Here is a 12,017-nt window from a genome sequence, read left to right on the forward strand (position 1 = left end):
TCAGCGGCTGCGCTAAGCGGCCAGCTTAAGGCCGGCCCCGGCAGCGCCAAAGCCGAGGATAAGGTTGGCCGCCACATTCCACATGGCGGAGCCGAACCGCGCTTCAGCCAGCAGCCGCACCGTCGCCGTGGTCCAGGAACTGAAGGTGGTGAGACCGCCTGCCAGCCCCGTTGCCAGTGCCGTCTGCCATTCCGGAGCCAGCCCCAGCTTCAGCGCCATGGCGTGGGAAACGCCGATGAGAAAGCAGCCCAGGACGTTCACCAGCAGCGTGGCCCAGGGCCAGTGCAGCCTCGCCCTGGCCTTCCAGCCGCGACCGGGACCGGGACCGGGACCGGCAGGGGAAGCACCAACCGCATTGGCGGTCCGGATGGAGGTGTGATGGGCGAACCAGCTGTCCACCGCGAAGCGCAGAAGGGCTCCCGCGATGCCGAACAGGCCCACCAGAACAGCAGCCATCACGAGGGGGTACCAGGCAAGCTTTCGTGGCGCCGGGCCACCAGCGTGCCGAAACGCCATCCCACGCCGGCCGCGGCCAACCCCAGAACAACCGACAACACCAGGTAGGCCACCCACAACACATGCGCCCCCGCCCGGGCCAGCTGGTCCACCGAAAACACCACCGCAGAAAACGTCGTGAAGGACCCAACCAGCCCAGGCCCCAGCCCGGCCCGCAACCAGAACGCGGTATGCGGCCTGGCGATCCAGACAGTAGTCAGCGCGGCCAGCACGAAGCTGCCCGCCACGTTGATCCACAACGTGGCCCACGGCACCGAGCCAGCAGCATCCGGGAACACCAGCCCCAGTCCGTACCGCAGTTCAGTGCCGAGTAGGCCTCCGGCGGCAACAGCAAGCCACGCGCGGCCTGCCGGCATGCCGGCGTGCATTCAGCTCTCTCCCAGCAGGCAGCCCGGGTGCGGATGGTCGCTGTGCACCCACAGTGCCGAGGTGATTTCGTCCGCGAGGTCATAGTCCCTGGTCCTGCCCGCATTCCTGATCCGCACTACCAGGGCACCGCCGAACGGCTTGCGGCCCACCACCTCCACTTCGGCGTCGAGGTCAATCTCCTCCGCGGAAAGGTAGCGGAGCAGGTCCGGGTTTTCGTCGCTGATCCGGGTGATCCGGCCGGTATGGCCCTGGTCCAGCTCACCCATCAGGTGGGCCGGAGGCATCAGCACCTTCCCGTCCGCCGTGGGAATGGGGTCGCCGTGCGGATCACGCTGCGGGTTCCCAAGTTTTTCGGCAACGCGCTCAATAAACGTGTCTGAGACTGCGTGCTCCAGCAGTTCAGCTTCGTCATGGACCTCATCCCAGCTGTAGCCCAGCTGCTGGACAAGGTAGGTCTCAATCAGGCGGTGGCGCCGCACCATGGACAGTGCCAGCCTAACGCCGGCGTCCGTGAGCGTGATGGCACTGTAGGGCTTGTGGTCGACAAGCCCTTGGTCCTTCAGCTTGCGGACCATCTCGGAGACTGAAGAATTGGCAACACCGAGCCGCTGAGCCAGCTGGGAGGACGTGATGGGCTTGTCCTGCCACTCAGTGAACGAATAGATGACCTTGACGTAATCCTCGATGGAGGAGGAGGGCGCGCTGGTCTTCACAGCTCCAAGCCTACCCGTTGCCCGTTTCCCGTCACGCTTTGAAGGCCCGCCAGGTGAGCGTCAGGTAGGGCAGGTCAAGCTCTTCATCCTGGCCGTGTCCCAGGTGCTCGTGGAGGTACCAGTCCAGGTTGGCCAGCACCTTGTCCCGGATTGCTTGACCTGCGCGGAGGTAATAGCTTCGCGACTTGGTGAGTTCCACCAGGTCCGTGGTGGTGACGCGGTCCTGCCAATGGGTCACATGGCCCTCAAGCCCCTTGAACTCCGGTCCCACGAGCGGGCGGAAGTCCGGTTTGTACACGTCCCCGGCGTGCATGATCCGGGAGAGCCGGTGGACCCAGGGAACCGATGTATCCAGCTGGTTCCAGACCAGTCCCAGCGTTCCGTTCGGACGCAGGACGCGTGCCAGTTCCGTGCTCGCGGCCAGGGCATCGCACCAGTGCCAGGCCTGGGCAACACTGACGACGTCGAAGGCCTCCGGTGGCAGGCCCGTTGCCTCTGCGGTGGCATGGACCGCCGTGGCGCCGGGGTAGTGCGCCTGCAACTGTTCGAGCATGTCGGCGGAGGGGTCCAAGGCGGTGACGGTAAGGCCCAGGCCCAGCAGCAGTTCGGTGAACTTTCCGGTGCCGGCTCCGGCGTCGAGGGCGTCAAGGGCTCCCTGCGGCACCAGCCACTGCGCGGATTCTTCCGGGTAGCCAGGGCGGACCTGCTGGTAATGCCGGCCACCGTCCTGGAAGCTCTGGCCGAGCTCCCGTCGCCGTCCGTGATCAAGTTTGGGGCCGCCCCGTACCACGTGTGGCCTCCTTCGCCTGATGCCCTGGGTATCCTTCGAATTTACCGTACCCGTCGTGCCGGCAAGGCCAGAAGGCAGAACCAGCGGGCAGCAACAGGAGCTCCCGGCAGGGAGCTCAGTCGTCGAGGCAGGGGGCCGCGCCGGCGGTTCCCGGCGTGTTGGGGGCCCAGTGCGGGTAGGTGCGGGTGTCGTTGGCGGGGACCCAGCGCCCGGCGTCCACCACGTAGTCCCACCCAAGGCCGTGGCGGCGCAGCGACTCGATGCCGGCAAGGAGCCGTTCGGCATCCTCAAGGCGTGAGCCGACGCCGAAGCTGGCGCGCAGTGAACCGGAGGGCAGGCCGAGACGCTTCAGCAGCGGGTGGGCGCAGAAGCGGCCGTCGCGCAGGCCCACACCGTGCTCAGCAGACAGGTAGGCGGCCACCAGTCCGGCGTCGTAGCCTTCCACGGAGAAGTTGACCACGCCGATGGTGTCCGTGTCCGGGTTCGTGTCCTTGAAGATCGTGTGGACGGTTACGCCGTCGATCCTCTGCAGGCCTTCCACCAGGTACGAGCGGATGGCGGACTCGTGGGCGTGCCACTGGTCCTGGTCAAGCCCGGCAATCACCTGTGTGGCGCGTGCCAGAGTGGCTGCGCCCAGGACGTTGGGGGAGCCGCCCTCGTGGCGGGCCGGGCCGGTGGCCCAGCTGACGCCGTCGAGCCTTGCTTCCTTGACGGCGCCTCCCCCTGCGAGATGCGGCGTTCCGGCGTCCAGCCAGTCCGTGCGTCCCACCAGCACGCCCGCGCCGAACGGTGCGTAGAGCTTGTGGCCGGAGAAGGCGAGGTAGTCCACGCCGTCTGCTGCGATATTGATGCGGCGGTGCGGTGCCAGCTGGGCGGCATCCACCACAATCCGTGCGCCGTGTTCGTGGGCCAAAGTGGCCAGGATCCGGACGGGAAGGATTTCCCCGGTGACGTTGGAGGCACCGGTGACAGCAAGCAGGCTCACGCCGCCCTGCTCCAGTTCGGCGCGGACCGACTCGATGGTCCCGGCGATGGTGTCGGCGGCGACAATGCTGCGGTGGGGGACGCCCTGCCACGGAAGCAGGTTTGCGTGGTGCTCGATGTCCAGGTACAGGACGTCGCCGTCGGGCCGGCCATCCGTTTCCGGCAGGCATCCAGCCAGCAGGTTCAGCGAATCAGTGGTGTTCCGGGTAAAAATCACCGAATCATCCGGACGGCCGCCCACGAATCCGCGCACGATGTTGCGGGCGTTTTCATAAACGGACGTGCTGATCTGGGACGCGTAGCCGGCTCCGCGGTGGACGCTGGCGTAGAACGGCAGGATCTCGTTGAGGTAGGCCGAGACCACGGAGAGGGCGGGAGCAGAGGCTCCGTAGTCGAGGTTGGCGTACCGGACGTGCCCGCCGGAGATCAGCGGCGCCTGGATTTCGGCGCCGGTGACGGCGGAAAGCGGCCGCCCGGCAACAGCCCGGCGGGCGTCGAAGGCGGCAGCATCAGACTGGACAAATTCTGGCTGGGCGGCGGCGTTGGGGGAGACGGTGGCAGTAGTCACGGGCAGACCTCACTCTGAAAGGACTCCCAGCACCGGGAATCCGCGCTTGCCGCATCCGTTCCGGACCGGCCTGGTCGTCACCCGGGGCACCCCACCGCGGTTGGAGGGTTGCCGGCCAGCAAACCGGGGTTTCGCGCTGGCACTCGTGACCTGGTTAAGAGCGTAGGACATGCAGCAGGAAGGTTCGAAGCCGGCTGGAATGTTAAGCGTTTTGTTACGCACCGACTGAAAAGTCCCGCTATGGCCGAAGAAAACGACGGCGGGCGCCTCCTTGGGGAGGCGCCCGCCGCTGATTGTTCGATGCAGACGCTTAGAGGAGATCGTCAAGGTCAGGGTTCAGCCGGCGGAGAACCTCGGAGTGCAGGATGGAATTTGTGGCCAGCGCGTTGCCGCCAAAGGGCCCGTCCTCACCCTCCAGGGAGGTGAAGCGGCCACCCGCCTCGACCACGATCGGCACAAGTGCCGCCATGTCGTACAAGTTGAGTTCGGGTTCGCAGGCGATGTCCACCGAGCCTTCAGCCACCATGCAGTAGGACCAGAAGTCGCCGTACGCACGGGTCCGCCAGACATCCTCGGTAAGGCCCAGGAAATTGTCCAGGCTGCCGCGTTCCTTCCAGCCGCCCAGGCTCGAGTAGGACAGCGAAGCATCGGACAGGTTGGCGACGTTGGAGACGCGGAGCCGGGTGGCGGCCGCCAGTGACCGTCCCATGTAGGCGCCCATGCCCTTGGCCGCCCACCAGCGCTTTCCCAGGGCCGGTGCGCTCACCACTCCGACGACGGGCTCGCCTTCATCCACCAGTGCGATCAGGGTTGCCCACACGGGGACGCCGCGGACGAAGTTTTTGGTGCCGTCGATGGGGTCGATGATCCAGCGGCGGGACCCGTGGCCGGTGCTGCCGAACTCTTCCCCGAGCACGGCGTCACGCGGGCGGGACCGGGACAACTGGCCGCGGATGGCTTCTTCTGCGGCCTTGTCCGCGTCGGTGACCGGCGTCAGGTCCGGCTTGGTCTCCACGTGGAGGTCCTGGGCCTTAAAGCGGCTCATGGTCTGGTCATCCACGGAGTCCGCCAGGACGTGGGCCAGGCGCAGGTCATCGTTGTAGCTTGAAGCGGGTTGGATCATGGTTCCAAACTACCGTCTGTGCGGGGTTCTGCTGGGAGGTCGGCCTTGTCAGTTGACGCTTCCCAGTTCCTTGGTCTCCTGCGCCTCCAGGCGTGGGTCGGTGCCCAGCAGGCGCCGCAGCGAAGCGAGCCGTGCTGCCCCCGTGGCGCCGGCGTGGCCGCCGCCCACCCAGGCGTCGAGTCCGCAGTTCACCGCGGTGGCGGTGTGCTTGCAACCGCGTTCGCAGTCCTCGATGCCGGGGGAGAGGTCCGGGAAGGAGCGCAGGATCCGGTCCGGATCCACGTGGGCCAGGCCGAATGAACGGATGCCGGGGGTGTCGATGATCCAGCTGCCTACAGGTGCGTCTGCCAGTCTCAACGCCAGCGCCGACGACGAGGTGTGGCGCCCGCGCCCCGTCACGGCGTTGACCCCGCCGGTGGCCCGTTCCGCGCCGGTCAGGGCATTCACCATGGTGGATTTGCCCACCCCTGAATGCCCCAGCATGACCGTGACTTTCTCATCAAGGTACGCGCGGAGCTCAGCCACGGCTTTGCTGTCGAGCCGTGCGGAGAGTCCGTCGTCGGAACGGGCATCAATGCCTGAAGCGCTGGAGTCGGCAGTGCGGCTGATGATCACCGGGAAGTCCAGGTGCGTGTAGTTGGACAGCAGGTCCGCCGGATCCTTGACGTCCGCCTTGGTGACCAACAGGATCGGCTCGATCCCGGCGTCGTATGCCGCCACCAGGGCACGGTCGATGAAGCCGGTGCGCGGCTCGGGGTTGGCCGCAGCCACCACAATCACCAGCTGGTCCGCGTTGGCCACCACAGCCCGCTCCACCGGGTCCGTGTCATCGGCGCTGCGCCGCAGCAGGGTCCGGCGGTCCTGGATCTTCACCAGCCGGGCCAGGGTGTCCGGTTCGCCCGAGACGTCACCTACAAGGGAGACGAAATCCCCCGCCACCACCGGGTTGCGGCGCAGCTCCCGGGCCCTCGCGGCTATGACAACCCGTTCGTTTCCTGAGTCCTCGCCCACCACTGCCGTGTAGCGCCCGCGGTCAACGGTGATGATCCGGCCGGTTACGGCGTCGTCGTGGCTGGGCCGGTCTTTGGTGCGCGGGCGCGAACCCTTTTTGCTGGGCCTGATGCGGACATCGGATTCATCCCAGGAGTCAGTGCTGCGCGCCACTGGTGGTACCTTCCGCGCGGGCTGTGGCCGGCCCTGCCTGGGCCAGCATGTCCGCCCACAGCCGGGGGAAGTCCGGCATCGTTTTCGCGGTAGTGGCGATGTCCTCCACCTGCACGCCCTCCACTGCCAGGCCAAGGATTGCTCCGGCCGTGGCCATGCGGTGGTCGGCGTAACTGCGCACGACGCCGGCGTGCAGCTGGGCGGGCCGGATCACCAGACCGTCACTGGTTTCCTCGGCATCACCGCCCAGGCGGTTGATCTCGGTGACCAGCGCCGCCAGCCTGTCGGTTTCGTGGCCGCGGAGGTGCGCTATGCCGCTGAGCCGGGAAGGGCCGGTGGCCAGCGCGCAGAGCGCTGCCACGGTGGGGGCGAGTTCGCTCGTGTCCGCAAAATCGGCGCCCTTGATTTCAGGTCCGCCCGTTACGGTGAGGACGCCGTCCCGAAGCGTGACGTCCGCGCCCATTTCAGTGAGGATGGTCCGCCAAAGGTCTCCCACCTGCTGCGTCTGTTCCGGCCAGTCCGGGATGCGGACTGTTCCGCCGGATGCCAGGGCAGCGGCCAGGAAGGGACCGGCGTTGGACAGGTCCTGCTCGATCCTCTGGTCGAAGGCGCGGATGGGTCCCGGGGCAACAACCCAGTGGTTGGGAACCGAATCGTCAACAACAACCCCGGCTTCGCGCAGGACGGCTACGGTCATGTTGATGTGGTCGAGGCTCGGCACCGGCTTCCCGACGTGCTCAAGGTGCAGTCCTTCGGTGAACCTTGCGCCCACCAGAAGCAGCGCCGAAACGAACTGCGAGGACGCGCTGGCGTCGATGACCAGGTGGCCGCCGCGCACCTCTCCGGTGCCTTCCACCACAAACGGCAACGACGACGGCGCCCTGCCGCCTTCGGCGGTGACCGCCACCCCCAGCGCCTTGAGAGCTTCGATAATGGCCCCCATGGGCCGGTTACGGGCGTGGGGGTCGCCGTCGAACTCGCTGGCCCCGTTACGGAGCGCCGCCAGCGGCGGAACAAAGCGCATCACCGTGCCGGCAAGGCCGCAATCTATCCTCGTGGAGGACGGTGCCGCACCCGCCGGGAGCGGGACCACTTCCAGGTCCGGACCGAACGCGCCGTCACCCGGGACCTCCGTGATGGTGGCGCCCAGCTGCCGGAGCGCATCAATCATCAGCGCCGAATCCCTGGAATGCAGCGGCGCGCGCAGGCGTGACGGGCCCTCGGCCAGCGCTGCAAGTACCAGGTACCGGTTGGTCAGCGACTTTGAGCCCGGAACCCTGACAGTGGCATCGACAGGCCGAGATGCGAAAGGCGCAGGCCAGTGGGGAAGGGACGTTCCTGCGTTGTCCTGGGTGGCGGCGGCTGCTGCGGTCATGTCCTGCTTATGCCCCCGTGGCCTGTTCAACGGCGCGGCGTACAGCCTTATCAGCTTTGTTCAGCTTCTTGTTGGTGGTCTTCCTGGCGTCCGCGGCAAGGTGCGCGGCACCCTTCCTGGCATCGGCAGCCAGGTGCTCAGCGCGCCAGGCCAATCCCGGCTTGCCGTTGGTGTCAACAGACGCCAGGAGTGCCCCGCCGCTCAGCGAGAGGTTCTTCAGCAGCTGGCTGCGGCGGTTCCCGCGCCCTTCCTTGCTGCTGATGTCCGCACTGCGCCATTCAACGAAGGTGTTGAGGAGGGAAATGACGGTCAGCACGGTGGCCGAAAGCCGCGAAAACTTCCCGAGCCCAAAGAGGACACCCGCGCCCACCTGGGTGCCGCCGATGACCCGGGCCAGCGTTTTCTCATCAGTCCGGAACGGCAGCGCCGCCGTGGCCTTGCTCAGAAGCGGTGACAGCTGCTGCGCAGTGTCATCGGCATTTTTGAGCTTATCCATTCCGGCAAGAACAAAACTGGAGGCCAACATTGGCCGTGCGAGAGTGCGGACAAAGGACATGAATTTCCTCCTGGCTGGACGAACCGCGTCGGGTGCGGCGAAGTCGGTTCTAGTCTTGCACTTTTGGGGAATATTTGCCCGGGGGCCGGGGTTATCGAAACTGGGTCCGCGAAAGCCTGGCCCGACAGACAAAGCACCGGACAACAGAGTGGAGTTGGCCCTTGAGGCGGGTGTTGGACGGAATTGACGCAGCAGGCCCGGTGGCAATGGACTCCCTGGAGACCGAACCCCGCGGGTACGGCTCACCGCGTGCGCGGAGCCTGACAGTAGACTTGAAGGCAATGAGCACCTTGGATCCGGCCGTTTCGGCCATGTATGAGGCTTCCCAGAGCGAAGCCAAGACTGACGCACGGCCGGGGCCTGCAGAGCCAACGGCAGAAGTACAGCCGCTTGATGCGGAAACTACTGACTTGGCAGTCGATGTTTCCATGGAGTCCGCGGAGGCGCGCCGCGCCCGTTTCGAGCGTGATGCCATGCAGTACGTCGATCAGCTGTACTCAGCCGCGATGCGCATGGCCCGGAATCCCGCCGACGCCGAGGACCTCGTCCAGGAGGCCTACACCAAGGCCTTCTCTGCGTTTCACCAGTACAAGCCGGGTACCAACCTTAAGGCCTGGCTGTACCGCATCCTGACAAACACCTACATCAACCTGTACCGCAAACGGCAGCGCGAGCCGCTTCAGTCCAACTCGGACACCATCGAGGATTGGCAGCTCGCGAGGGCCGAATCACACACCTCCAGCGGGCTGCGGTCCGCAGAGGCAGAGGCGCTGGATCACCTGCCCGATTCGGACGTCAAGCGTGCGCTCCAGGACATTCCCGAAGAGTTCCGCCTTGCGGTGTACTTCGCGGATGTCGAAGGCTTCGCGTACAAGGAAATTTCGGACATCATGAACACGCCCATCGGCACGGTGATGTCCCGGCTCCACCGCGGCCGGAGGATGTTGCGGGACATGCTCGCAGAGTACGCCGCAGAGCGGGGATTCAAAACGGCCGCCCCCCAGCAGGACGCGGCGGAAAGCACACAACAGGAGAACAGGAAATGAGCGACTGCCAGGGATTGGGCGACTGCGACGATACCCGGATGCAACGCATCTATGAGTATCTGGACGGCGCCCTGACCCGTGAGGACATCACGGAAATCAAAACGCACCTTGATGAATGCCCCGAATGCACGGAGCAGTATGACCTTGAGTGCGTCATCCGCAACATGGTCAAGCGCTCCTGTACCGAAGCTGCGCCGGATAACCTTAAAAACGCCATCCTGGACCGGATCCACTCGATCCGGCCAGTGGATGTCTAGCTCGGCTGTCCGGCCACAGGGCCAGGGCCGCGATTTCCTCACCTGAACACAAAGGAACCCCGAAAGCCATGTGGCTTCCGGGGTTCTTTTGCTGTGAACCGTAGTACCTGGCCTTTGCCTAGGTGTTGGGGCGCTTCCCGTGGTTCGCGCCGCCACGCTTACGGTCACGACGCTTGCGTGCACGCTTGCTCATAGCTGGCCTCCTTACTGTTGTACTCAAAAAGAGCTGCCCTCAAGTCTCCCACATGATGTGGCGCCCCGCGAACCGGCAACAGCCACGTGACCTGCGGTTCGATGGAGCTCTCGTGTGGCAAAGCTATTTTTCCGCAAGGGAGTTGCGGACTGCGATGCGGGCCTGTTCCAGCACCGTCCGAAGGGTTTCCAGGGCCACCGGGCTTATGGGCTGCCGGCCCGCCTGCTGGCGCAGCTCGGCTCGGAGGTCGTCCCGGAACGACTGGAGCAACATCTCGGCTTCTTTAAGGGCGCGTTTGCCTTCCGGTGCGGACCTGGTCCCGGCGGCAGTGAGATCGACGGAACCGGCCGCGGCCCGCGCCGCTTCGGCGGTGGCTGCGAGGTCAGCCCGCAGCCCGCGCATGTTGCTGCGGATGTCCTCCCGCAGGTTGTCCGCAAGCCGCCGGACAGAAACGGAAATTTCCTTTTCCACTGCGGCCAGTTCTTCCCGCCGCAGGTTCAGTTCCGCGACCCCTGCAGGCGTGATGCGGTAGTTGGTGCGGCGCCCGGCCGATTCCGTGGCCACCAGCCCTTCTTCCTCGAGCTTCCCCAGCCGCGGGTAGATGGTGCCCGCGCTGGGGGAGTAGGTGCCGCCGAACCTGTCCTTGAGCGCCTTGATGAGTTCATAGCCATGCTTCGGGCCGGATTCCAGCAGCGACAGCAGGTAGAGCCGCAGGGCGCCGTGGGCGAAGACGGCGGGCATCAGGACCGTTCTTCCGCGTTTCCGGCCGCTCCGCTGTGGATGATGGACGTGGTGCCTGAGACGGAGTTGGTCCTGACCAGCATGAGTTTGGCGTCAGGTCCGGCGATGGTTTCTACTTTGCCGCCGGGCACGTGATACTCCTGGTGGTCGATGACCACCGTTCCGCTGGCAGACTTGGCGACGATGTCCACGCCGACGTCGTCGGGAATCCGGATGGTGAGGTCACCGGAGACTGAGTTAGCACCGAAGTCCTGGGTATAGCCCAGCAGGTCGAAATTCATGCCGCCGCTGACCGTATTGGCCCGGATGTGGCTGAAGTTTCCTGAGGCCGTTACCTCGCCGGAAACAGTCTTGGCCGTGAGGACGCCACTGTGGTCCCGGGCGCTTACCTCGCCGCTGACGGTGTTGACGTGCAGTTCGCCGTCAGTGCCGTCGGACATGACAGAACCGGAAACAGTGTTCAGGCGGGTGCGGCCCGCCATCCCCGAAACGAGGCCGTCACCGCTCACGGTGCCTGCCTCCACCTCAACAGTGGCGGGAACCGCAATGCTGATGACTGCGTAGTTCTCGCTGTTATGGTTGACCGTTCCCATCAGGTTCTTGAACCAGCCCTGGGGACCGTGCAGCTGATGGCGGACCTCAAGCCGGCCGTCCTCGAGTGAAACGGCCACGGGGTCGCCCCGGACCTCCGAGATCTCGATCCGGGTAACCGGCTCGTGGTGCGCCACCACATCGAAGCGGCCGCGCACCATGCCCAGCTTGAGGGACGTCACCGAGTCGACGTCGATGGTTTGCGCGCTTGTGACATCCCAGGTCTGATCAGCCATTGGTCCTCCAAAAACGATATATCGCGTGATGCACCCAACGTACCGCCCCGGGCAGCCCGGGTCAAGATATATCGCGATCCGTACCTATTCGGGTACGGCCATCCCCAGCCACTGGAACCAGCCGCGGTGCAGGACCAGCCAGGCCATCAGCCCATATCCGGCCTGCCCCGGAGTGCCCCCGTTTGCCGCCAGGTCCTGGCGCCACTGTTCGTGGTTGAGGAGGGGGGAAAAAGTATCCACATAAAGATGCTTCCGGCGGGTGGTGACGTCAGCGAAGGCTGTGTTCAGCTCGTCCAGGCGGCGGTTCTGTGCGGGGTCCAGGGTTGGGGGAGGTCCCACCACAAAGACTCCGAGCCGGTTCTGGGACGCTGAGTCCAGGATGTTGGCAAGATTGAGCCGGCTGCGGGCGGTGGAAAGCCCGAATTCGATGTCGCGGCCGGACAGGCCAATCACCAGGCGGTTCTCGGTTTGCCCGCTGAACCGCCGGCCGGCTTCATCCATCCACCGGGCGGCCAGGCCTTCCGTTCCTTCCTGCGGACAGGGGAGGGCGTAGCTCTCCAGGAGCACGCCGTCCTGGGGAGTGCGGGCCAACACGCGGCCCAGCCAGCCGAGTGCCCGAGGGTCACCGAGCCCCGCCAGCAGTTCATCGCCTACAGCTGCGATACGCAGCTTCCTGTCTTCCACACGTTCCTCTTAACTTCGGTGCTGACTGCCCGTCGCCAACCGGACCACTTAGGGGGATCGGGCAGGCGCTGTCCATCCCATTAAACAGAACTGCCCGGCCGGAGTCTGGTA

General features: G+C 65.7%; 15 protein-coding genes and 1 riboswitch. Of the genes, 2 read left to right on the plus strand and 13 right to left on the minus strand.

Features of this window, described 5'->3' with window-relative positions:
* Positions 1-12: 12 nt before the first annotated feature.
* The 9 genes from AC5RVN_RS02545 to AC5RVN_RS02585 form a co-directional block, all read right to left on the minus strand.
* Complete coding sequence (locus AC5RVN_RS02545; protein ID WP_494137015.1) at positions 13-456, minus strand: FluC/FEX family fluoride channel; 444 nt, start codon at positions 454-456, stop codon at positions 13-15.
* Complete coding sequence (locus AC5RVN_RS02550; protein WP_494137016.1) at positions 456-872, minus strand: fluoride efflux transporter FluC; 417 nt, start codon at positions 870-872, stop codon at positions 456-458. The genes AC5RVN_RS02545 and AC5RVN_RS02550 overlap by 1 nt, the downstream gene beginning before the upstream one ends.
* Positions 873-884: 12 nt before the next feature.
* Positions 885-1,598 (minus strand): metal-dependent transcriptional regulator, encoded by a 714-nt coding sequence (locus AC5RVN_RS02555; RefSeq protein ID WP_494040094.1) that lies wholly within the window; start codon positions 1,596-1,598, stop codon positions 885-887.
* A 31-nt stretch (positions 1,599-1,629) separates the two neighbouring features.
* Positions 1,630-2,388 (minus strand): class I SAM-dependent methyltransferase, encoded by a 759-nt coding sequence (locus AC5RVN_RS02560; RefSeq protein WP_494040093.1) that lies wholly within the window; start codon positions 2,386-2,388, stop codon positions 1,630-1,632.
* 115 nt (positions 2,389-2,503) lie between these two features.
* On the minus strand, positions 2,504-3,940 hold the full coding sequence (locus AC5RVN_RS02565) for an aminotransferase class V-fold PLP-dependent enzyme (RefSeq protein WP_494040092.1): 1,437 nt from the start codon (positions 3,938-3,940) through the stop codon (positions 2,504-2,506).
* Between the two features lie 37 nt (positions 3,941-3,977).
* Positions 3,978-4,091, minus strand: a riboswitch (SAM riboswitch).
* Between the two features lie 159 nt (positions 4,092-4,250).
* Positions 4,251-5,063 (minus strand): histidinol-phosphatase, encoded by an 813-nt coding sequence (hisN, locus tag AC5RVN_RS02570; protein WP_494040091.1) that lies wholly within the window; start codon positions 5,061-5,063, stop codon positions 4,251-4,253.
* A gap of 48 nt (positions 5,064-5,111) precedes the next feature.
* Complete coding sequence (gene rsgA, locus AC5RVN_RS02575) at positions 5,112-6,227, minus strand: ribosome small subunit-dependent GTPase A (RefSeq protein WP_494106403.1); 1,116 nt, start codon at positions 6,225-6,227, stop codon at positions 5,112-5,114.
* Complete coding sequence (aroA, locus tag AC5RVN_RS02580) at positions 6,211-7,602, minus strand: 3-phosphoshikimate 1-carboxyvinyltransferase (protein ID WP_494040089.1); 1,392 nt, start codon at positions 7,600-7,602, stop codon at positions 6,211-6,213. The genes rsgA and aroA overlap by 17 nt, the downstream gene beginning before the upstream one ends.
* Before the next feature lie 7 nt (positions 7,603-7,609).
* Positions 7,610-8,158 carry a DoxX family protein gene (locus tag AC5RVN_RS02585; RefSeq protein ID WP_494040088.1) on the minus strand — a complete coding sequence of 183 codons (549 nt, stop codon included), beginning with the start codon at positions 8,156-8,158 and terminating at the stop codon, positions 7,610-7,612.
* Positions 8,159-8,364: 206 nt separating this feature from the next.
* Here AC5RVN_RS02585 and AC5RVN_RS02590 point away from each other — a divergent pair, with 206 nt between their 5' ends.
* A complete protein-coding gene (locus tag AC5RVN_RS02590) occupies positions 8,365-9,204 on the plus strand; it encodes a sigma-70 family RNA polymerase sigma factor (RefSeq protein ID WP_494137093.1) in 840 nt (279 codons plus the stop codon).
* On the plus strand, positions 9,201-9,461 hold the full coding sequence (gene rsrA, locus AC5RVN_RS02595) for a mycothiol system anti-sigma-R factor (protein ID WP_494040086.1): 261 nt from the start codon (positions 9,201-9,203) through the stop codon (positions 9,459-9,461). The genes AC5RVN_RS02590 and rsrA overlap by 4 nt, the downstream gene beginning before the upstream one ends.
* Positions 9,462-9,579: 118 nt before the next feature.
* On the opposite strand, the gene AC5RVN_RS02600 is transcribed toward rsrA, so the two are convergent.
* The 4 genes from AC5RVN_RS02600 to AC5RVN_RS02615 all read right to left on the minus strand — a co-directional run bounded on the left by AC5RVN_RS02600 (position 9,580) and on the right by AC5RVN_RS02615 (position 11,906).
* Entirely contained in the window at positions 9,580-9,654 is a 75-nt protein-coding gene (locus AC5RVN_RS02600; protein WP_369299106.1) for a 50S ribosomal protein bL37, read from the minus strand.
* Positions 9,655-9,777: 123 nt separating this feature from the next.
* The gene (locus AC5RVN_RS02605) at positions 9,778-10,395 is read right to left on the minus strand and encodes a PadR family transcriptional regulator (protein ID WP_494040085.1); all 618 of its coding nucleotides are present in this window, start codon (positions 10,393-10,395) and stop codon (positions 9,778-9,780) included.
* Positions 10,395-11,222: a DUF4097 family beta strand repeat-containing protein gene (locus AC5RVN_RS02610; RefSeq protein WP_494040084.1), complete on the minus strand. Its 828-nt coding sequence runs from the start codon at positions 11,220-11,222 to the stop codon at positions 10,395-10,397. Before AC5RVN_RS02610 ends, AC5RVN_RS02605 begins: the two co-directional genes overlap by 1 nt.
* 84 nt (positions 11,223-11,306) lie before the next feature.
* The gene (locus AC5RVN_RS02615; RefSeq protein ID WP_494040083.1) at positions 11,307-11,906 is read right to left on the minus strand and encodes a GDSL-type esterase/lipase family protein; all 600 of its coding nucleotides are present in this window, start codon (positions 11,904-11,906) and stop codon (positions 11,307-11,309) included.
* Positions 11,907-12,017: the final 111 nt, after the last annotated feature.

This window comes from Arthrobacter sp. sptzw32 (assembly GCF_059089735.1).